Source organism: Streptomyces sp. NPDC091282, from assembly GCF_044757385.1.
In the GTDB taxonomy this organism is placed as follows: domain Bacteria; phylum Actinomycetota; class Actinomycetes; order Streptomycetales; family Streptomycetaceae; genus Streptomyces; species Streptomyces gramineus.
Window position 1 is genome coordinate 656,486 of sequence record NZ_JBIVUX010000003.1, and the last position, 20,219, is coordinate 676,704.

21 protein-coding genes are annotated in these 20,219 nt (G+C 70.6%); 13 read left to right on the forward strand and 8 right to left on the reverse strand.

Features of this window, described 5'->3' with window-relative positions:
- Nucleotides 1-26: 26 nt before the first annotated feature.
- Nucleotides 27-1,697, reverse strand: a complete 1,671-nt coding sequence (locus ACIQOE_RS16910; protein ID WP_351318826.1) for a fumarate hydratase — start codon at nt 1,695-1,697, stop codon at nt 27-29.
- A gap of 344 nt (nt 1,698-2,041) precedes the next feature.
- On the opposite strand from ACIQOE_RS16910, the gene ACIQOE_RS16915 reads away from it, so the two are divergent.
- Together ACIQOE_RS16915 and ACIQOE_RS16920 are read left to right on the forward strand one after the other, a co-directional pair.
- Entirely contained in the window at nt 2,042-2,743 is a 702-nt protein-coding gene (locus ACIQOE_RS16915) for a DUF1707 domain-containing protein (protein WP_362644011.1), read from the forward strand.
- Between the two features lie 152 nt (nt 2,744-2,895).
- The gene (locus ACIQOE_RS16920; RefSeq protein ID WP_350781383.1) at nt 2,896-3,279 is read left to right on the forward strand and encodes a WhiB family transcriptional regulator; all 384 of its coding nucleotides are present in this window, start codon (nt 2,896-2,898) and stop codon (nt 3,277-3,279) included.
- Between the two features lie 84 nt (nt 3,280-3,363).
- Here the strand turns inward: ACIQOE_RS16920 and glpX are convergent, their stop codons facing one another.
- Nucleotides 3,364-4,398 (reverse strand): class II fructose-bisphosphatase, encoded by a 1,035-nt coding sequence (glpX, locus tag ACIQOE_RS16925; RefSeq protein WP_351318830.1) that lies wholly within the window; start codon nt 4,396-4,398, stop codon nt 3,364-3,366.
- A 125-nt stretch (nt 4,399-4,523) separates the two neighbouring features.
- Here glpX and ACIQOE_RS16930 point away from each other — a divergent pair, with 125 nt between their 5' ends.
- Nucleotides 4,524-5,048 carry a DUF4245 domain-containing protein gene (locus tag ACIQOE_RS16930; RefSeq protein ID WP_401412133.1) on the forward strand — a complete coding sequence of 175 codons (525 nt, stop codon included), beginning with the start codon at nt 4,524-4,526 and terminating at the stop codon, nt 5,046-5,048.
- 70 nt (nt 5,049-5,118) lie between these two features.
- Here the strand turns inward: ACIQOE_RS16930 and ACIQOE_RS16935 are convergent, their stop codons facing one another.
- The 4 genes from ACIQOE_RS16935 to ACIQOE_RS16950 form a co-directional block, all read right to left on the reverse strand.
- On the reverse strand, nt 5,119-5,709 hold the full coding sequence (locus tag ACIQOE_RS16935) for a malonic semialdehyde reductase (RefSeq protein ID WP_401412135.1): 591 nt from the start codon (nt 5,707-5,709) through the stop codon (nt 5,119-5,121).
- A 155-nt stretch (nt 5,710-5,864) separates the two neighbouring features.
- The gene (locus ACIQOE_RS16940; protein ID WP_351318836.1) at nt 5,865-6,104 is read right to left on the reverse strand and encodes an exodeoxyribonuclease VII small subunit; all 240 of its coding nucleotides are present in this window, start codon (nt 6,102-6,104) and stop codon (nt 5,865-5,867) included.
- A gap of 37 nt (nt 6,105-6,141) precedes the next feature.
- Nucleotides 6,142-7,350, reverse strand: coding sequence for an exodeoxyribonuclease VII large subunit (gene xseA / locus ACIQOE_RS16945; protein WP_351318838.1), 1,209 nt, complete (start codon nt 7,348-7,350; stop codon nt 6,142-6,144).
- Nucleotides 7,351-7,384: 34 nt separating this feature from the next.
- A complete protein-coding gene (locus tag ACIQOE_RS16950; RefSeq protein WP_401412138.1) occupies nt 7,385-8,755 on the reverse strand; it encodes an APC family permease in 1,371 nt (456 codons plus the stop codon).
- A gap of 105 nt (nt 8,756-8,860) precedes the next feature.
- Between ACIQOE_RS16950 and ACIQOE_RS16955 the strand changes: the two genes are divergently transcribed.
- Together ACIQOE_RS16955 and ppgK are read left to right on the forward strand one after the other, a co-directional pair.
- Nucleotides 8,861-9,874: a 4-hydroxy-3-methylbut-2-enyl diphosphate reductase gene (locus tag ACIQOE_RS16955; RefSeq protein WP_401412140.1), complete on the forward strand. Its 1,014-nt coding sequence runs from the start codon at nt 8,861-8,863 to the stop codon at nt 9,872-9,874.
- Nucleotides 9,875-9,950: 76 nt separating this feature from the next.
- The gene (gene ppgK, locus ACIQOE_RS16960) at nt 9,951-10,700 is read left to right on the forward strand and encodes a polyphosphate--glucose phosphotransferase (protein ID WP_351318844.1); all 750 of its coding nucleotides are present in this window, start codon (nt 9,951-9,953) and stop codon (nt 10,698-10,700) included.
- A gap of 51 nt (nt 10,701-10,751) precedes the next feature.
- Here ppgK and ACIQOE_RS16965 read toward each other — a convergent pair whose 3' ends face one another.
- Entirely contained in the window at nt 10,752-11,141 is a 390-nt protein-coding gene (locus tag ACIQOE_RS16965; RefSeq protein ID WP_401412142.1) for a DUF6542 domain-containing protein, read from the reverse strand.
- Nucleotides 11,142-11,475: 334 nt separating this feature from the next.
- Here ACIQOE_RS16965 and ychF point away from each other — a divergent pair, with 334 nt between their 5' ends.
- On the forward strand, nt 11,476-12,564 hold the full coding sequence (gene ychF, locus ACIQOE_RS16970) for a redox-regulated ATPase YchF (protein ID WP_351318849.1): 1,089 nt from the start codon (nt 11,476-11,478) through the stop codon (nt 12,562-12,564).
- An 87-nt stretch (nt 12,565-12,651) separates the two neighbouring features.
- Here ychF and ACIQOE_RS16975 read toward each other — a convergent pair whose 3' ends face one another.
- Entirely contained in the window at nt 12,652-13,233 is a 582-nt protein-coding gene (locus ACIQOE_RS16975) for a Uma2 family endonuclease (protein ID WP_401412144.1), read from the reverse strand.
- Between the two features lie 330 nt (nt 13,234-13,563).
- Between ACIQOE_RS16975 and ACIQOE_RS16980 the strand changes: the two genes are divergently transcribed.
- The 7 genes from ACIQOE_RS16980 (at nt 13,564) to ACIQOE_RS17010 (ending at nt 19,736) form a co-directional block, all read left to right on the forward strand.
- Complete coding sequence (locus ACIQOE_RS16980; RefSeq protein ID WP_399012308.1) at nt 13,564-13,848, forward strand: hypothetical protein; 285 nt, start codon at nt 13,564-13,566, stop codon at nt 13,846-13,848.
- A complete protein-coding gene (locus ACIQOE_RS16985; RefSeq protein ID WP_401412146.1) occupies nt 13,830-14,243 on the forward strand; it encodes a DNA-binding protein in 414 nt (137 codons plus the stop codon). Before ACIQOE_RS16980 ends, ACIQOE_RS16985 begins: the two co-directional genes overlap by 19 nt.
- A 235-nt stretch (nt 14,244-14,478) precedes the next feature.
- Nucleotides 14,479-14,796: a hypothetical protein gene (locus ACIQOE_RS16990; RefSeq protein WP_401412148.1), complete on the forward strand. Its 318-nt coding sequence runs from the start codon at nt 14,479-14,481 to the stop codon at nt 14,794-14,796.
- 33 nt (nt 14,797-14,829) lie between these two features.
- Nucleotides 14,830-16,185: a hypothetical protein gene (locus ACIQOE_RS16995; protein ID WP_399012305.1), complete on the forward strand. Its 1,356-nt coding sequence runs from the start codon at nt 14,830-14,832 to the stop codon at nt 16,183-16,185.
- A gap of 33 nt (nt 16,186-16,218) precedes the next feature.
- Nucleotides 16,219-16,881 (forward strand): hypothetical protein, encoded by a 663-nt coding sequence (locus ACIQOE_RS17000; protein WP_399012304.1) that lies wholly within the window; start codon nt 16,219-16,221, stop codon nt 16,879-16,881.
- Nucleotides 16,878-17,492 carry a hypothetical protein gene (locus tag ACIQOE_RS17005; RefSeq protein ID WP_399012303.1) on the forward strand — a complete coding sequence of 205 codons (615 nt, stop codon included), beginning with the start codon at nt 16,878-16,880 and terminating at the stop codon, nt 17,490-17,492. Before ACIQOE_RS17000 ends, ACIQOE_RS17005 begins: the two co-directional genes overlap by 4 nt.
- 63 nt (nt 17,493-17,555) lie before the next feature.
- Nucleotides 17,556-19,736 (forward strand): DEAD/DEAH box helicase, encoded by a 2,181-nt coding sequence (locus tag ACIQOE_RS17010; protein WP_401412151.1) that lies wholly within the window; start codon nt 17,556-17,558, stop codon nt 19,734-19,736.
- The last annotated feature ends 483 nt before the right edge of the window (nt 19,737-20,219 follow it).

The window sequence follows — 20,219 nt, forward strand, 5'->3', positions numbered from 1 at the left end:
GACGTGCCGCCGCCGCACTCCGGGAACTACGCCAGGCCGGGACCGCGCACCGGGATGGTCGTGAACGTCGGGGCCGGGGCCGGGTCCTGGAAGAAGTCGTTGCCCTTGTCGTCCACCACGACGAACGCCGGGAAGTCCTCGACCTCGATCTTCCAGACCGCCTCCATGCCGAGTTCCTCGTACTCGACGACCTCGACCTTCTTGATGCAGTCCTGCGCGAGCCGCGCCGCCGGGCCGCCGATGGAGCCGAGGTAGAAGCCGCCGTGCGCCTCGCACGCGTCGGTGACCTGCTTGCTGCGGTTGCCCTTGGCGAGCATCACCTTGGAGCCGCCCGCCGCCTGGAACTGCTCCACGTAGGAGTCCATACGGCCGGCCGTGGTGGGACCGAAGGAGCCGGAGGCGTATCCCTCGGGAGTCTTGGCAGGACCGGCGTAGTACACCGGGTGGTCCTTCAGGTACTGCGGCATCTCCTCGCCCGCGTCCAGCCGCTCCTTGATCTTGGCGTGCGCGATGTCGCGGGCGACGACCAGCGGGCCGGTGAGCGAGAGCCGGGTCTTGACCGGGTACTTCGTCAGCTCGGCGAGGACCGTGTCCATCGGCTGGTTCAGGTCGATCTTCACCACGTCCGCCGACTCGTCCAGGTGCTCGTCGGTGGTCTCCGGCAGGAACCGCGCCGGGTCGGTCTCCAGCTGCTCCAGGAAGACGCCCTCGGCGGTGATCTTCGCGACGGCCTGCCGGTCCGCGGAGCAGGACACGGCGATGGCGACCGGGCAGGACGCGCCGTGCCGGGGCAGCCGGACCACGCGCACGTCGTGGCAGAAGTACTTGCCGCCGAACTGCGCGCCGATCCCGATCCGCTGCGTCAGCTCGAAGACCTTCTGCTCCAGGTCCTTGTCCCGGAAGCCGTGGCCGAGCGGCGAGCCCTCGGCCGGGATCTCGTCCAGATAGTGCGCGGAGGCGTACTTCGCGGTCTTCAGCGCGTACTCGGCGCTGGTGCCGCCGACGACGATGGCCAGGTGGTACGGCGGGCAGGCGGCCGTGCCGAGCGAGCGGATCTTCTCCTCCAGGAACTTCATCATGGAGGCCTCGTTCAGGACGGCCTTCGTCTCCTGGTAGAGGAACGACTTGTTGGCCGAGCCGCCGCCCTTGGCCATGAAGAGGAACTTGTAGGCGCCGCCGTCGGTCGCGTACAGCTCGATCTGGGCCGGCAGGTTGGAGCCGGTGTTCTTCTCCTCCCACATGGTGAGCGGAGCCATCTGCGAGTAGCGCAGGTTGAGGTTCAGGTAGGCGTCGTAGATGCCGCGGCTCAGCGCCGCCTCGTCGCCGCCCTCGGTCAGCACGTTCTGTCCGCGCTTGCCCATGACGATCGCGGTGCCGGTGTCCTGGCACATGGGCAGCACGCCGGCCGCCGCGATGTTCGCGTTCTTCAGCAGGTCGAGCGCGACGAACTTGTCGTTGGCCGAGGCCTCCGGGTCGTCGACGATCCGGCGGAGCTGGGCCAGGTGGGCGGGGCGCAGGTAGTGCTGGATGTCGTGGATCGCCTCTTCCGCCAGCTTGCGCAGCGCCTCCGGCTCCACCGTGAGGAACGTCCGCCCGTCCGGCCCCTCGACGGTGGACACGCCCTCGGAGGTCACCAGCCGGTACGGCGTGGTGTCCTCGCCCTGGGGAAGCAGATCGGTATACGCGAACTCAGGCATCTCAGCCCATTCCTCACTCTGACGGACGGCTGCCCGTCGACGTCGGCGGGCGCTGTCCAGCGTAGAACCTGCCTCGGACCGGGAGCCTGTGAGGTAAGGCTCAGTTCGACACGCCCGAGGTCGTCCACACCCCGAGGGCCTGTCTGGCAATTCCCGTCTGCCGCGCGACGCCATGCACGCACTCTCGCCGCACCGGGCGCAGACCCGAGTACGGCCAGTACGCGGGTCCACGCCCGGCACGCCGAGAGCACGCACCTGACGCCGCGCGGCCGCCCTCCGGGCGACGACGGGAATTGCCAGACAGGCCCTAGTCGCGATCTATCGCGTTTCGGTACCCTGCTGCCGTGGACCTTCAGAAGCAGACCCCGCAGGAGCGCGCCGGGACGCCGGTCGCCGAGCTGCGCGCCTCGGACGCCGACCGTGACCGCATCGCCGACATCCTGCGGGAGGCCCTCGCCGAGGGGCGCCTGACCGCCGACGAGCACGCCGAGCGCGTGGAAGGCGTGCTGAGCGCCAAGACGGTGGGCGAGCTGGAGGTGTTCATACGGGACCTGCCGGCGGCCCACGCCCGTCCGGCCGCCGCGGGCTACACGCCGGTACCGCCCCGGCCGACGCCCGGCGCGATCCCCGTCGAGCCGGACAGCAACGTGGTGGCCGTCTTCAGCAGCGCCCGCCGCCGGGGCCGCTGGCGGGCGGGCCGCCGGCTGCACGCCTACGCGGTCTTCGGCTCCGTCGAGCTTGACCTCACCGAGGCGATCTTCGAGTACCAGCAGGTCGTCATCAGGGCGTTCTCGGTCTTCGGCGACGTCCAGATCCGCGTCCCGGAGAACGTGTCGCTGCGCGGCACCGGCGGCGGCGTGCTCGGCAACTTCGAGGCGGACACCCGCGACTCGGTGGACGCCGACGCGCCGGTCGTCTACGTCGAGGGATGGGCCGTGCTCGGCAACGTGGAGGCGCGGCCCAAGCGCGGGAAGTTCATCGAGGACATCCTCGACCGGGTCCAGGACAAGGTCGACAGGAAGTTGCGCAAACACCTGGACCGTTGACGGACGCGAATCGCGGCCGGGCCGAAGGCGCCCGGGGTCGTGAACAGGCCGCGGCGCGGCGGCCGTTGGGGACGCTGTGCATAGGCCCGCGCACAGCGGGTAGGCCTTGCTGCATCGTCTCTCGCTCGCGAAGCCGTCGTCAGGAGTAGACCGTGCTGCAACCGCCGCATTCGTCCCTGCAGGTAGCTGCCGTGCCGGCCCAGCGGGTGCCAGTGCGGGACAGGGACCAAGACGCACCCTGGCACACCGAGGCGGTGTGCCGGCGCGACGAGGCTGGCCTGTTCTTCGCACCGTCCAAGGAGCCCACCGCCGCCCGGCTGTCCCGCGAGGAGGCGGCCAAGCGGGTCTGCGCCCGCTGTCCGGTGATGGTCGAGTGCCGCGAACACGCGCTGCTCCAGCCCGAGCCGTACGGCGTCTGGGGCGGCCTCACCGCGGCGGAGCGCCGCGTGGTGCTGGCCCGGCGCAGGCGCCGCGACATGGAGCTGAAGAAGGCGGCGCGAGCGACGGCGGCGAACCGCATAGCGCAGGCGGGCTGACGAAAAGGCGCCCTCTCCGCACAGAGGGCGCCCTTTTGACGGGCCCGAGGAGCGGCGCCCCTCAGGGGCGCGGGGCCAAAGGCGTCACTTCGCCCGGTCGAAGTCCACCGAGCTGTACGCCCGCAGCTTGCGCAGCCGGTGCTCGGAGTCGATCTTCCGGACCGTGCCCGACTTCGACCGCATCACGATCGACTCGGTCAGCGCGGTCTCCGAGCGGTAGCGCACACCGCGCAGCAGCTCGCCGTCGGTGATCCCGGTGGCGACGAAGAACACGTTCTCCCCGGTCACCAGGTCCTCGGTGGTCAGCACCCGGTCCAGGTCGTGCCCGGCGTCGAGGGCCCGCTGCCGCTCCTCGTCGTCCTTGGGCCACAGCTTGCCCTGGATGGTCCCGCCCAGGCACTTCACGGCGCACGCCGAGATGATGCCCTCGGGCGTGCCGCCGATCCCGAGCAGCATGTCGACGCCGGTGCCCTCGCGGAGCGCGTAGATCGACCCGGCGACGTCACCGTCGGAGATCAGCTTGATGCGGGCGCCGGCCTCGCGGATCTCCTGGATGATCCCTTCGTGCCGCGGCCGGTCGAGGATGACGACGGTCACGTCCTCCGGGGCGGCCCGCTTCGCCTTGGCCACGCGCCGGATGTTGACCGAGACCGGCGCGTCGATGTCGACGAAGTCCGCCGCGTCCGGGCCGGTGACCAGCTTGTCCATGTAGAAGACGGCGGACGGGTCGAACATGGCGCCGCGCTCGGCGGCGGCCAGCACGGCGATCGCGTTGGGCATGCCCTTGGCGGTCAGCGTGGTCCCGTCGATCGGGTCGACGGCGATGTCGACCTCGGGCCCGGTCCCGTCGCCGATGCGCTCTCCGTTGAAGAGCATCGGGGCCTCGTCCTTCTCACCCTCGCCGATGACGACCACGCCGTTCATCGACACGGTGGAGACGAGGGTCCGCATCGCGCGAACCGCGGCGCCGTCGGCGCCGTTCTTGTCGCCGCGGCCCACCCAGCGGCCGGCGGCCAGCGCGGCGGCTTCGGTCACGCGGACGAGTTCCAGGGCGAGGTTGCGGTCGGGGGCCTCGGAGGGGACATCGAGTTCGGACGGCAAGTGATGATGCTCGGTCATCGGAGCGCACCTTTCTGATACGACGACGGCCGGATGAGGGTTCCCGTCGACTCTATCCCCAGGCCGACAAAATGAGCAGGGGACCCCACGGATGAGCGCGACGGGCACCTGCGACGATAGAGGGCGTGGCAGGTACGAACGGCAAGCAGAAGACGGTCCGGGACATGATCCTCTCCCTGGCCCTGATCGGCCTCGCGGCGGGCTTCATCTACCTGCTCGTCCCGCATGACGATCACGCTCCCGACATCCAGCGGGTCGACTACCGGGTCGAGCTGCTGACGGCCCGGCGGGCGGCGGCCTACCCGGTGGCGGCGCCGGAGGGCCTGCCCGCCGACTGGAAGGCCACCTCGGTCCGCTTCCAGGGCGAGGACGGCGACCGCTGGCACCTCGGCTACCAGACCCCCGACGGTCAGTACGTCCAGATCGAGCAGTCGACTCAGAAGCCCGCCGACTTCATCACGGACGCCAGCCAGGGCGCGACCGCCACGAAGCGCACCGAGACGATCGGCGACCGCACGTGGACGCACTACGCCGGCGGCCGCTACGAGGCGCTGGTGCTGGAGAACACGCCCGGCTCCACGACGGTGGTGGCCGGCACCGCCTCCTTCACCCAGCTGACGAAGATGGCCGCCGCGCTGAAGATGTCCTGACCCGCCGTCGCGACCGACGCGAGAGGCCCCCGGCGACGGTGCCGGGGGCCTCTCACGCGTGCGGGGCTGCTCAGACGGTCGTGACGACGTCGTCGTAGGCCAGGCGCGGGGAGCGCGGGAACCAGGCGTCCTCGCCCGGCTTGCCGATGTTGACGACCATCAGCGGGGTGTGGTCGTCGTCCAGGAACTCCTTCTGGACGCCCGCGAAGTCGAGGCCGGTCATCGGACCGGCGGCGAGACCGGCGGCGCGGACGCCGACGATGAAGTACGCGGCCTGGAGGGCGGCGTTCAGGGCGGCGTTCTTCTCGCGCACCGCGCGGTCGCCGAAGACGGCGTCCTTGGCCTGCGGGAAGTGCGGGAAGAGCTGCGGCAGCTCCTCGTGGAACTCGTTGTCCGCGGCGAGGATCGCGACCAGCGGGGCGGTGGCGGTCTTCTTCTGGTTGCCCTCGGCCATGTGCTGCACCAGGCGCTCGCGGGCCTCGGCGGAGCGGACCAGGACCACCCGCAGGGGCGACTGGTTCATGGAGGTCGGGCCGTACTTGACCAGGTCGTAGATCGCCTGGACCTGCTCGTCGGTCACCTGCTCGTCGGTGAAGGTGTTGGCGGTGCGGGCCTCGCGGAACAGCAGGTCCTGGGCGGCGGCGTCGAGAACGAGAGACATGATGTCGAACTTCCTGAAGATCGCGATCCGTGCAATCCGGACCGCGGTCCGGATAGGCTGACGGCACCGACCATACGCCGTGAAGGTTCAACTTTCAACGACGGTCGGAATCCGGTGGTCCGCCCCACCGCCGCGGCCCGCTCACACCACCGGACTCACTCCTCCTCCGCGTCGCCCGCCGCCTCCTCTTCCTCCTCGGCGAGCGCCGCGTCCAGCCGGGCCCGCGCCCCCTCCAGCCACCGCCGGCACACCCGGGCCAGCTCCTCGCCCCGCTCCCACAGCGCGAGGGACTCCTCAAGACTCGTCCCGCCGGCCTCCAGCCGCCGCACCGTCTCGATCAGTTCGTCCCGCGCCTGCTCGTACGAGAGGGCGGCCTCATCCGTCCTGCTGCTCATGCACTGACCTTTCTCGATCGACTGGTACGGCCCGGCGTCAGCCGTCGGCCCGCACCGTGAACTCGCCCTCGGCGACCCGCGCCCGCAACGCCTCGCCCGGCCCGACGTCCGCCGGATCCCGCACCACCCGGCCGTCGTCCTTCTGCAGCACGGCGTACCCGCGCCGCAGCGTGGCCGCGGGGGAGAGGGCCACCACGCGCGCGTGCGTGTGCGTCAGCTCGGAGTCGGCGCGGTCGAGCAGATGCCCGAGGGTGCGCCGCTCCCGGTCCACCAGCGAGGCGACATGATCGGCCCGCTCGTCGACCATCCGGTGCGGATCCTCCATCACCGGCCGCGCCAGCGCGTGCGCCAGCCCCCGCTCCTCCCGCGCCACCAGCCCGTCCACCGACCGCCGGGCCCGGTCCCGCAGCATCCGCACCCGCTCCAGCTCCTCCCCGACGTCCGGCACGACCTTCTTGGCGGCGTCGGTCGGAGTGGAGGCCCGCAGGTCGGCGACGTAGTCGAGGAGCGGGGTGTCGGGCTCGTGCCCGATCGCGGACACGACCGGCGTACGGCACCCGGCGACCGCCCGCACCAGCTGCTCGTCGGAGAACGGCAGCAGATCCTCCACGCTGCCACCGCCGCGCGCCACGATGATGACGTCGACCTCCGGAAGCGCGTCCAGCTCCTTCACCGCCTGCACGACCTGCGGCACGGCGTGCACGCCCTGCACCGGCACGTTCCGCACCTCGAAGCGCACCGCGGGCCACCGGTGCCGGGCGTTCTCCAGCACGTCCCGCTCGGCGGCCGAGGCCCGCCCGCACACCAGCCCGATCAGCTGCGGCAGGAACGGCAGCGGCTTCTTCCGCCCGGCGGCGAACAGCCCCTCGGCGGCCAGCGCCTTCTTCAGCGCCTCCAGCCGCGCCAGCAGCTCCCCGACCCCGACCGGCCTGATCTCCGCCGCCCGCAACGACAGCTGCCCCCGCGGCGCGTACCACTCCGGTTTCGCGTGCACGACGACCCGCGCACCCTCCCCGACCACATCGGCGACGGCGTCGAACACCTGCCGGTAACAGGTGACGGCGATCGAGATGTCGTACGACGGATCCCGCAGCGTCAAGAACACCACGCCCGCACCCGGCCGCCGGGAGAGCTGGGTGATCTGCCCCTCGACCCACACGGCACCGAGCCGGTCGATCCACCCGCCGATCAGCCGGGACACCTCGCCGACGGGCAGCGGCGTTTCGACAGACGTGTTCAAAGCCATGCGCCGAGCGTAACGGCGCCCACCGACAGCCCCGTCACCCCGCGAACCGGCGCTGCGCGGCCGCCGTCAGCAGCCCCGCCGCCAGCCACACCGCGCCCACCGCCTGCGCCGCCCCGGACGCCGCCACGATCACCGCGACCGTGACCGCCGCGCCCGCCACCGGCACCACCGCGTGCCGCCACCAGCGCACCTCGCCGCCCGCGCGGCGCACCACGAACCAGCTCACCACGCTCGCGTGCAGCAGCGTGAACGCCGACAGCGCCCCGATGTCCACCACCGACACCAGCTTGTCCATGCCGTCGCCCCGCCGGGCCGCCCACACCGCCGCCACCAGCGTGACCACCGCCGCACACAGCAGCGCGGCCCGCGGCACCCCGCCGCTCGTCCCGGCCAGCGCGCGCGGCAGCCGCCGCTCCCGCGCCATCGCGAACAGCAGCCGGCCGGCCGCCGCCTGCCCGGCCAGCGCGGCGAACGCCGCCCCGATCGCCTTGCTGACGGCGACGAGATCGTGCAGCCACCTGCCCACCGACGCGTCCACGGCGTCGTAGAAGGCCGGCCCCTGCCGGACCGGATCGGCCGCCAGCTGCGCGGACGTCGTCGGATCGAGCAGCGCCACCAGGTAGGACTGCGCCACGAACAGCACACCGGCCAGCGCCAGACAGCACAGCACCGCCCGCGCGACCTGCTCCGAACCGCCCGTGACCTCCTCGGCGAACGAGGCGATCGCGTCGAAGCCGAGATACGACAGGACGGCGACCGACACCGCGCCCGCCACCGCGCCCGGCGCGAACGCCCCCTGCGTGCCGTCCCCGGTGAACGGCGACCACACCCCGCGCTGCGCGCCGTCGCGGGCGAGCACCACGAGCGCCGAGACCACGAACACCAGCAGCACGACGATCTCCAGGGCGAGCACCAGGAAGCCGATGACGGCGGCCGCGCGCACCCCCTTCAGGTTCAGCAGGGTCGTGACGAGCACGGCCAGCGCCGTCCACACCCACCGGGGCACCTCCGGCACCAGCGCGTTCATCGCGATCCCGGAGAACAGGTAGGCCACGGCCGGGATCAGCAGGTAGTCCAGCATCACCATCCAGCCCGCGACGAACCCCGCCTCCCTCCCGAGCGCCACGCGCGCGTAGGCGAAGACCGAGCCCGCCTGCGGGACGACCCGGACCATCTGCGCGTAGCTGAACGCGGTGAACGCCATCGCGACCGTGGCCACGACGTACACGAGGGCCACCGCGCCGTGCGAGGTGGCGTCCAGCGTGCCGAAGACGCCGACCGGTGCCATCGGGGCGATGAACAGCAGCCCGTAGACCACCAGGTCCCGGAAGCCGAGAGAGCGCCGCAGCCGGTGCCGCTCGCCCGCTCCGGGCTGCGGCGCCGTCGCCGTACCGGTCTCGGACATCAGTGCCTCCCGCGGACGTGCGCCGCACCCTGCTCCGGTCTTCGGCCAGTCTTACCGGGACCGTCACCGGGACGCGATCTCTGAGCCCCCGAACGCGGCCTTACGATGGGTGCCATGACTGCTTCGCCTGGCCGCCGTGTCCTGCTCGCCGCCCCCCGTGGCTACTGCGCGGGTGTGGACCGCGCCGTGATCGCCGTCGAGAAAGCCCTGGAACAGTACGGGGCCCCGATCTACGTCCGGCACGAGATCGTGCACAACAAGTACGTCGTGCAGACCCTGGAGAAGAAGGGCGCGATCTTCGTCGAGCGGACCGAGGAGGTCCCGGAGGGGAACATCGTGATGTTCTCCGCGCACGGCGTCGCCCCCATCGTCCACGAGGAGGCCCGGCGCGGCCGCCTCGCCTCCATCGACGCGACCTGCCCGCTCGTCACCAAGGTCCACAAGGAAGCCGTCCGGTTCGCCGACGAGGACTACGACATCCTCCTGATCGGCCACGAGGGCCACGAGGAGGTCATCGGCACCTCCGGCGAGGCCCCCGACCACATCCAGCTCGTCGACGGCCCGGCGGACGTGGCCAAGGTCGAGGTCCGCGACGAGTCCAAGGTCGTCTGGCTCTCCCAGACCACGCTCTCCGTCGACGAGACGATGGAGACGGTCGACGCGCTCAAGGAGAAGTTCCCGCAGCTGATCTCGCCGCCGAGCGACGACATCTGCTACGCCACCCAGAACCGCCAGCTCGCCGTCAAGCAGATGGGCGCCGAGGCCGACCTGGTCATCGTGGTCGGCTCCCGCAACTCCTCCAACTCCAAGCGGCTCGTGGAGGTCGCCAAGCTGGCCGGTTCCCGCGCCGCCCACCTGGTCGACTTCGCCGCCGAGATCGACGAGGCCTGGCTGGACGGGGTCACCACGGTCGGCGTCACCTCCGGCGCCTCGGTGCCCGAGGTACTGGTCGAGGAGGTCCTGGAGTGGCTCGCCGAGCGCGGCTACGGCGACGTGGAGATCGTCAAGGCGGCCGAGGAGTCCATCACCTTCTCGCTGCCCAAGGAACTCCGCCGTGACCTGCGCGAGGAGGCGGCCGCCCTGGTCGCCGAGCGCGGCGGCAGCGGCGCCGGCGCGTGAGCGGCGCTCGTACGACGGTGTGACCGCGCGACGGTCCGGCGTCGTGACGGTCAGTGGACCCACGTAACGTGGAGCCATGCAGATCTTCGGCGTGGACATCGGCGGTTCCGGGATCAAGGGCGCTCCCGTGGACCTGGACAAGGGCGACCTGGCCCAGGAGCGCTGCAAGGTGCTCACCCCGCACCCGGCGACGCCCGACGGCGTCGCCGACGGGGTCAAGCAGGTCATCGACCACTTCGGCTGGACCGGCCCGGTCGGGCTCACCTTCCCCGGGGTGATCAGTGACGGCACGCACATCCGCACGGCGGCCAACGTCGACAAGAGCTGGATCGACACCGACGCCCGCACGCTCTTCAGCGACCGGCTCGGCGGCCTGCCGGTGACCGTGGTCAACGACGCGGACGCGGCGGGCGTGGCCGAGATGAAGTTCGGCGCGGGCCGGGACCGCAAGGGCGTGGTCATCCTGCTCACCTTCGGCACCGGCATCGGCAGCGCCCTGTTCACCGAGGGCGAGCTGGTCCCCAACACCGAGCTGGGCCACCTGGAGCTGGACGGCCACGACGCCGAGAAGAAGGCGTCCAGCAAGGCCAAGGAGGACCACGACCTCACCTGGGAGCACTGGGCCCGCCGGGTCACCAAGTACCTCGCCCACGTCGAGATGCTGTTCACCCCGGAGCTGTTCATCATCGGCGGCGGCGTCAGCCGCAAGGCCGACAAGTTCCTGCCCCTCATCGAGGGCATCAGGGCCGAGATCGTCCCGGCCCAGCTGCAGAACAACGCGGGGATCGTGGGCGCGGCGATGCGCGCGTCCGACCACGCCAGGTAGCCGCGGACGGCCCGCGGGGAGCCGGGTGACGGCCCGGGGACGGCCCGCGGGTCAGCCCCGGCGTCTCCGCCGGATCAGCCGGATCCGGCGTACGACGACGATCGCCCCGGCGACCAGCGTGCCGCCGTAGAGCCAGCCGGCCTGCGTGGACAGGGCCGTCACCAGGCCCATCACACCGCCCAGGAAGCCGCCGCCGCCGTCGTCGGAGACGGTCAGCAGGCCGGCGGCGAACGCGATCGGGACGACGACGGGGGCGGTCAGCAGATCGCTCCCGCGCACCCACAGCGCGGTCAGCGCGCACACCGGCAGGGACAGCACGCCGTAGACGGTCAGGGACGCCCCGAACAGCAGGTCGTCCAGGAAGCCGAGCAGGAACATCGCGGTGGCGCAGAACAGGCCGCCGCCCAGACCGGTGAGCCGCGGGCCGGTCGCCGCGGCCACCGGCGCCGGGCGGCCGCCGCGCGGGGCAGGCCGGCGTTCGGCCGGGGCCGGCCGCCGTCCCGCCTGCGGCGGCACGGGTGGTCGGGGGGCGCCACGGCGTTGTCCGTGCTGTCGGGGACGGGTCCTGTGATGCTCCACCGGACCAACTTAGGTCGGTTAATGTGCCGAATCGCAGACCAGACACGCCGAAACCAAGCCGAAGAGCGGACCGTGTCCAGGTGTTCGACGCGGCCGCCGGCCCGGGCCGGTGAACCCCGTAAACTGGTGGATCGGCCGGCCCGCCGGCACAGGCCGCCTCCGGCTCACTCACCCACTCACTACGGGAAGTCGCAACGTGTCGCTCACGATCGGAATCGTCGGCCTGCCCAACGTCGGCAAGTCGACCCTGTTCAACGCCCTGACCAAGAACGACGTGCTCGCGGCCAACTACCCGTTCGCCACGATCGAGCCCAACGTGGGTGTGGTCGGCGTCCCCGACGCCCGCCTGGCCAAGCTGTCCGAGATCTTCTCCTCGCAGCGGATCCTCCCGGCGACGGTCGACTTCGTCGACATCGCGGGCATCGTGCGCGGCGCCTCCGAGGGCGAGGGCCTGGGCAACAAGTTCCTCGCGAACATCCGTGAGTCCGACGCGATCTGCCAGGTCATCCGGGCCTTCAAGGACGAGAACGTCGTCCACGTCGACGGCAAGGTCTCGCCGAAGGACGACATCGAGACGATCAACACCGAGCTGATCCTCGCCGACCTCCAGACGATCGAGAAGGTCCTGCCGCGTCTCCAGAAGGAGTCGCGGATCAAGAAGGACGTGGCGCCGAAGGTCAAGGCCGTCGAGGAGGCCAAGGAGATCCTGGAGAAGGGCGATACCCTGTTCTCCCAGGGCCTCCTCCAGGGCTCGGAGCGCGCCGAGCTCCTGCACGACCTGCACCTGCTGACCACCAAGCCCTTCCTCTACGTCTTCAACGTCGACGAGGACGAGCTGACCGACGACACCTTCAAGGCCGAGCAGCGTGCCCTGGTCGCCCCGGCCGAGGCGATCTTCCTCAACGCCAAGCTGGAGGCGGACCTCGCCGAGCTGGACGAGGAGGACGCCCTGGAGCTGCTGGAGTCGGTCGGCGCCGAGGAGCCCGGCCTCGCGACCCTGGCCCGCGTCGGCTTCAACACCCTGGGCCTGCAGACCTACCTCACGGCCGGTCCCAAGGAGTCCCGCGCCTGGACCATCAAGAAGGGCGCCACGGCCCCGGAGGCGGCCGGCGTCATCCACACGGACTTCCAGAAGGGCTTCATCAAAGCCGAGGTCATCTCCTTCGACGACCTGGTCGAGACCGGCTCGGTCACCGAGGCCCGCGCGAAGGGCAAGGCGCGCATGGAGGGCAAGGAGTACGTGATGCAGGACGGGGATGTGGTGGAGTTCCGGTTCAACGTGTGACCGGACGGCCACCGTCCGGCGGTCAGAGGGGCCGAGTTCGCCGGAACTCGGCCCCTCTGCCTTTCCGCGGCGGCTCGACGCCGACTCCTAGTCGCTCCGCGGCGGGGTGAGTCCGTCGAGGTCCAGGCCGATCTCGAAAGGCACCGGGCGCTTCAGCGTGCCCCGGAAGATACCGGCGGGCGCGTAGACGCCGGTCGGCTCGTCGAGTTCGTAGACGTGGACGACGGGAGCGCCGCTTTCGTCCTCGATGCACCAGTAGTGCGGGATGCCGGCCTCGGCGTACTTGCGGAGCTTGACCGTGCGGTCCCGGTGCGCGGACTCGGGCGACACCGCCTCCACGACGAGCTTCACGTCTTCCGGGGCGTACCAGGTGCGGTCGGGATCGTAGGGGAGGTCTGTCAGCAGGAGGTCCGGCTCGGGGCGGTTGCGGGCGTCGAGGCGGATCGTCATCTCCCGCTCGACCTCGATGCCCGTCGGTGCCTGCGCCATGAGTGCGGTGGTCAGCGCGGTGACGAGACGGCCGTGCCACGACCGCTGAGGGGACATCATGAAGACGAGGGCTCCGTCGATCAGCTCGGTGTGGCGTGGTGCTTCCGGGAGGTGGTCCAAGTCCTCCGCGTACCAGCCTTCCGCGCGAGGCGGGCGCATCCAGTCGGGCAGTGCGGTCATGGCTCAACCGTAGCGACTCGGGGTGGTCCGGGCCACGAGATCGCGGACGGTGGAGCCACCCTCCTGTCCCCACCCGCCGGAGCCTCTGCCGCCCGTGCTGATTCTGTGCTGACTTGACCCGGCCCAAATGACGTTTTCGCAGGTGGGATTGGCTGTCCCGGACGTTCCGGTTCAACGTGTGACCGGCTGAGGTGCCGGCACAGGGTCCGACCCCCTCGGGGTCGGACCCTTGGAATTTCCCGCGCCGGGACCGTCCTGGACGTCCACGACTCGGGAGCCGGGCGGATGCGGTCCGTGGCACTTTTCCTACTCGTTTGACACACTCGATGTATGGGTGAGACGACGTACGGCATCGGGGAAGGCCCGGCGACGCGGGTGAGCCTGTCGCTGCCGGAGGGGACCGCGGAGGCGATCCGTGCGCGGGTGGGCAAGCGGGAGTTCTCCGCGTTCATCGCCGAGGCGGTCGAGCGTGAGCTGCGCGGGCAGATCCTGGACGAGTACCTGGCCGACTACGAGAGCCGTAAGGGCCCGGTCTCCGAGCCGGCTCGGCAGCGGGCGCGGCAGGTCTTCGACGAGGTGTTCGCCGAGGAGGCCGAGTGGCCCGCCGCAGGCTGAGTCACGAAGGGACGCTGGTCCTCGACAGCGAGGGGCTCTCGAAGCTGCTCGCGGACGACGAGCAGGTGGTGGCTCTGATCGCCGAGGCGCGCTCGCGCGGCATGGACGTCGTGATCAGTGCGCTCACCATCATCGAGGTCGCCCACGCCCGCACGAACACGTCCCGCCTGAACTGGGTGCTCTCCGGGCTGCGAGTGGTCCCGGTCGGTGACGAGGAGGCGAGGGCGGCCTCGCTGTTGCTGACGCATGCGGGGTTGCACGGGCACAAATACGCGATCGACGCGGCCGTCGCCGAGGCCGCGCTGCGACAGCACCGCCCCGTGGTCATGCTGACTTCCGATATTGACGACATGGCCAAACTGCGCGGCGAGCGGGTCCGGCTCGTGGCGGTGTGATCCATCCGGCACGCAGCTCACCGCTCCCACCGGTTGTCGCACCGCCCCTCTGACGTGTCACACGTCAATGTGCCCCAACTCATCTATGACCAGTCAGGATTCGTCATGGCCGCCGTCCGCCGCGGCGTCGGAGCGTGGGGCATTCCGACGGCCCACTCGTGAGATCTTTGCTCATGCGGACGGCCGGTGTATGCCATCGGACACGAGGCGGGTGGATCGACATCATGGGGGCGCTGTGGCCGGCGAAGGCGATCACCAACGGCTTGATCTCGATGTCATCGAGAGCATGGGCCGGGGACTGAGCAGCATCAAGAAGGCGTTCGACGGGATCGGGAAACTCGAGAACTACTCGGACGACTTCGGTGACGAGCATCTCGCCGACAAGTTCAAGGACTTCGCCGACAACTGGGAGATCAGCAGAGAGAAGCTGACCGGGGAGGTCGACGCGCTGGCGAGTATCGCGAAGGCGGCTGCGAAAGCCTACGAAGACATCGACCACCAGCTGGCCGAGGCCGTCCGAAGCTCCCAGGATCCGACGGGAAAGGGGGAGTAGGCCGTGGGAGGCAGGCCACGCGACTGGCATCCGGTGGCGGAGAGCGACCCGATTCCCGGAGACCCCGACCGGCTGGCGTCGTTGGGCAGGACTCTGCGCAAGACGGCCGAGGAACTCGAGCGCCAGATCAAGAACCTCAAGGCAGTTGCCGAGGTCGACGCCTGGGACAGCAAGGCGGGAAAGGAGTTCCGGGAGAAGGCGACAGGCAACGTCAAGAAGCTGGAGGCCGCTCTCAGGCGGTACGACACCGCGGCGACGGCCATCGGCTCTACTGTGGTCGAGGAGGGCGGTGGCTACGAGGACAAGCTGCACGCCGGCCCCCGGAATTACGCCTCGGATCTCAACCGTGCCCAGGAGATCGCCGACGCTGCCCTCAAAGACGGCCAGGATGCCGAGGAGCGCAGGGGAGCCGCGCAGAGAAGCCTGGACGGTCTGTCCGGCAGGGGGCACAAGAAAGAAGACGCCGACAAGGACCGTCAGGACTACGAGTCGAAGCGGGATGCGGCGAAGGACGAGATCGAGGCCGCCCGCGAGAAAATCAACCAGGCCAAGAGGATCCGTGATGACGCGGCCAGGCGCGCGGCCGACTCCGTCGACGCCATCATCAACCACGACTCCCTGAAAGACGGCTTCTGGGACACGCTGGTCAAGGACATCGCCGACATCACATCCTGGGTTGCCACGGTCTGCGGCATCCTGTCCCTCGTTGTCGGCTGGATCCCGGTGATCGGACAGGCGCTGGCCGGTGTCCTGGGCGCGATTGCGATGATCGCGACCCTCATCAACTTCATCGCGACCTTCGTCCAAGTGCTGCAGGGAAACGCGGAGTGGATGGACCTGGGCATGGCCGCCCTCGGGTTCTTGATGATGGGGGTCGGCAAGGGTTTCTCCAAGATCGCTGGAAAGTTCGCCAAGGGTGCGGTGGGCAAGCTGGGCAGGGCTGGGGCTGCGCGCACCGCCCGTCAGGTAGGCCGGGCCAACAGGAACCTTCGGCGGCTGTCCGGGAAGCGGTTCGAGCTGGACAAGGGTGATGTCTGGAATTCCCTCAAGGAGCCCTTCACCGAGCCGTTCTCCAAGGGGGTCTGGAGTGACAACCTCAAGGCTCTGAAGCCCGGAAGCGGGAACTACGACCAGGCGTTGAATGAGTTCCGCGCGCGAGGCGGCGGAAGCCTGCTCAAGGGAATTCCCAAGTCCTTTTCGATGGCTGATCCGGGTGTGGCGTCCGACCTCAAGTCGGTCAAGATGGGAACGGCGGCGCTGGGGGGACAATTTGACACCAACGCGCTGAATCGGATCTCGCGAACCGCCAGTCGCATGTCGGTCGTCGGAGCCGGCATTACGCTGGGCGGGCTGGGCCTGGACGGAAACCTCGACCCGCTCCTGGGCTGAGCGGACGACCATGCTCCGCTGGAAGGGAGAGACGTGACCGCATCCAGCGACGGTGCCCCGCTGGCAGAAACCTTCGAGTGTGTCTTCGAATTTCAGCCCGGCTGGATCGACCTGACGCTTCAGGAAGGCACGAAGGCAGAGGCCAAGGCCCTGGCCACCGAGGTGGTGAACCACCTCAACCCACTCGGCCTGGAGATCGAGAAGAGCGCGGTCTTCGACGACATGGTCGAACGGGCCGTGAGCCTGAACACTGATGTGCCGGTCCTCGCGGCGGCGTACTACACGGAGACGGGAGAGGCACTCGCCGGCCTCATGGTCGAGGGCTACGGCGATGAGGGCGTTCCCCGGCCCACCGCCGAGGAGGTCACCCCCCTTCTGCTGGAGTGGGGGAATGCCCGGGTCACCGGTGAGCCGCAGATCGCCCGCCTCGATCTGGCCGCCGGACCCGCGATCCGGGTCCAGTCCATGCTGGAAGTGAAGCGCAGGCTCGGATTCGGCCGGAAGCTCACCGAATTCATTCGCTACGCCGTCTTTCCGCCTGGCATGGCGACCTTGGTCGTTGTCACGGTGACGTGGGAGAAGATCGCGCGTACGGAAGAGATCACGGAGTTGACCGACGAGGCCGTGCGGTCCATGCGGATCACTCTGCTCTCCACAGGGGGCCTGACGACCCCGGCCGACGGAGGGGGCGAATGAAGACGGCAGAGCAGTTCTCCTCGCCGCCCCAGGACTACCGGGTCGTCGTGCCGGACGGCTGGTTTCAGCTCCCGCTCGATCCACCGGACGACCGCGACCGTGCCATCGTGGCCCTCGCGGACCTGACGTTCCGTGGTGTGGACAACGCGCCGCACCTCAAGAAGCAGCTCATGCGGGACATCCAGCGGAAGGCGAAGGACGCCTACAAGATCGGGGGCACCGAGCTGTATCTGTCCACGCTCTCCGTGGGCCCGGTACCGCTTGCTTCCTCACTGCTGGTCAGTGTCCCGGCACCGGATCAGTGGCCGCGCACCTCCGACGCCGGAGAGCTCGCGGAGCACCTGGCCGGCGGTGACCTGGGCGGGTGCGGCGAGGTGGGAGTGGCGCAGCTTCCGGCGGCCGGCACGGCGGTACGGTCCCGGCGCAGAGAAGACGGGGATCCTCGGACGCAACTCGGCAACACCATGCCTACGACGACCGTCACGTACTACGTACCGATTCCCGCGAGTGAGCGGTGGCTGATGCTGACCTTCTCCACTCCGGTCGATCCGCTCGCGGATCAGATGGTGGAGCTGTTCGACACTGTGGCCCGGACGTTGCACTGGGAGTAGACGACGAGCGGCCGAGACGCACTGGTTCTGGCCGGTGGGTCCGGTTCTGGGAGGGGCGGACGGGTGGGGCGGGGTGAGCGGGATGCGGTGGCTCGGGGGGTGCGGCTGGTCGAGGCGGCGCAGGCGGTGGCCGGCGATCACGGCAGGGCCGTCGAGGCGGTGCGGGCGGCGCTGAGCCCGATCCAGGACGCGGCGGTGCGGCGGGAGCTCGGTGCCATACCCGTCGCCCGGCTCCAGGACGTCACCGAGGGCCGCCTGCGGCTCGGGCACGTGGAGAAGAGCGGCCTGCGCACGGTGGGCGATGTCCTCGACGCGGGCCCCTACCGGCTGCGGCAGATTCCCGGAGTGGGGCAGCGCACCGTCGACCAGATGCTCGCCGCGGCCCGCCGGCTCTCCGAGGCCGTGCACGAGACGGTGGCCGTCCACATCGACGTGGACCGGCCGGAGCCGAGCACGACCGCGCTCGTCAGGGCGCTGCAGGTCCTGGTGGAAGCGGGACCGGACGCCCGGCGCGCGCTGGACCGGGCCACGGCCCTGTCGGAACGGCTCGGGCCGCTGCTGGCCGACGCGAGACCCGCCGCCGGGCGTCTCAGGATGCTGCTGGCCGGCCCGGAGAAGCGGGCGCGTGCCCTGGCGGCGGTCGAGGAGATCCGTTCCCTGGCCGACGAGGCGGAACGCGCGGGTCTGCCCGAGCTGCTCGCCCAGGCCTCGGTGGACCTGCTGCGCGGACCCTCGTCCGACGTCGCCGCCTGGGTGGACTTCGAACTCCGCTCCGCCGACTACTACGGCCTGCTCGCCGAGATCTCCGGCCGGTCGCCCGACACGGCCGCCGCCGAGGGCTTCCTGCCGGAGGAGATCGCCGAGCGGGTGCGGACCCAGCACCTCGACGACTCGCACCGCCGGGTCTCCCTGCGCGGATACCAGGCGTTCGGCGCCCGGTTCGCGCTCGCCCAGCGCAAGGTCGTACTCGGCGACGAGATGGGTCTGGGGAAGACCATCCAGGCGATCGCCGTCCTGGCCCACCTGGCCGCCGAGGGCCGCAGCCACTTCATGGTCGTCTGCCCGGCGAGCGTCCTCGTGAACTGGACCCGGGAGATCGAGGCCCGCAGCGCCCTGAAGGTCACGGTGCTGCACGGACCCGACCGGCACGACGCCTTCGCCGACTGGCGGGAGCGGGGCGGAGTCGGGGTGACCACGTTCGACGCGCTGCGCGGCTTCCCGGCGCCCGCCGAGGGCGAGGTCGGGCTGCTGGTCGTGGACGAGGCGCACACCGTGAAGAACCCGGCGGCCAAGCGGTCCCGGTCGGTCGCGCAGTGGGTGGAGCGCTGCGACCGCAGCCTCTTCATGACCGGTACGCCCATGGAGAACCGGGTCGTGGAGTTCCGCAACCTGGTCCGGATGCTCGACCGAGGGGTCGCGGACGCCCTGGGCGAGCGGGACGCCCTGGCGGGATCGGTCGCCTTCCGCAAGGCCGTCGCCCCGGTCTACCTGAGGCGCAACCAGGAGGACGTCCTGACGGAACTCCCCAGCCTGCAGCGCACCGACGAGTGGGAGGAGCTGAGCGCCTCGGACGAGGAGGCGTACCGCGAGGCCGTGCGCGCGGGCAACTTCATGGCGATGCGCAGGGCCGCGTACACGCGCCCGGAGAAGTCGGCCAAACTGGACCGGCTCCGCGAGATCGTCCAGGAGGCCGGCGAGACCGGGCAGAAGACGGTCGTCTTCTCCTACTTCAAGGACGTGCTGGCGGTGGTGCAGGCGGCGCTCGTCGCCCGATCCGCCGCCGGTGCCCCGGTGTTCGGTCCGCTCACCGGGAGCGTGGCGGCGGGACGCAGGCAGCAGATCGTCGACGACTTCGCCGGGGTCCAGGGACCGGCCGTGCTGCTGGCGCAGATCCAGGCGGGCGGTGTCGGCCTCAACATGCAGGCCGCCTCCGTCGTCGTCATCTGCGAACCGCAGATCAAGCCGACCGTCGAGCACCAGGCGATCGCCCGCGCCCACCGCATGGGCCAGGTCAGGCCGGTCCGGGTGCACCGGCTGCTCGCCACCGGGGGCGTGGATGAACGCCTGGTGAAGATGTTGGAGGAGAAGACCCGCCTGTTCGACGCCTACGCGCGCCGCAGTGCCGTGGCCGAGTCCACCCCGGACGCGGTCGACGTGTCGGACACCGAGCTGGCCCGCCGGATCGTCGAGGAGGAACAGGCACGCCTGGGCATGGCGGACGAGAAGGTCGCGGCGGCGGAGTGAACGCGGTGGAGTGAGCGTGGCGGGGGCCGCCGCCCGCGGGGGCGGCCCCCCCCACGCCGGGCGCCGACCCGCCTCGCCCACCCGGTGCGCGCCCGTCCGGCATTCCGGTCGGCCGGGAGTTTCACAGGGGCTTTGGGGTCTTCTGTGCGCTGGTCCGCCGATTCGCGCGGGGGGCCGGGGGAGGGGGCGGTGGGGTCGGCCGGTGCGGGTCCGGCGGCTCCGCCGGTGCCGGGGCCGGGTGTGGCGCGGCCCGCCGGGCCGGTGGGACCGTCGGCGTGGTCGAGGCCGTGACCTGGCGATCGAGGCCGGTGGGCCGGTGCGGCGGGGCCTGCCGGGCCCGCTCCGACCGGTGCGAGGGCGCTCAGCCGACGCTGCGTCAACGCCCGTCGAGCGTGGTCATGTTGACCCTGTGAAGCCCGAAAGGGTGAACTCTGATACTGGAGTTGACGGTGATAGCATTCCGCCGTCTGCGACCTTGATCCA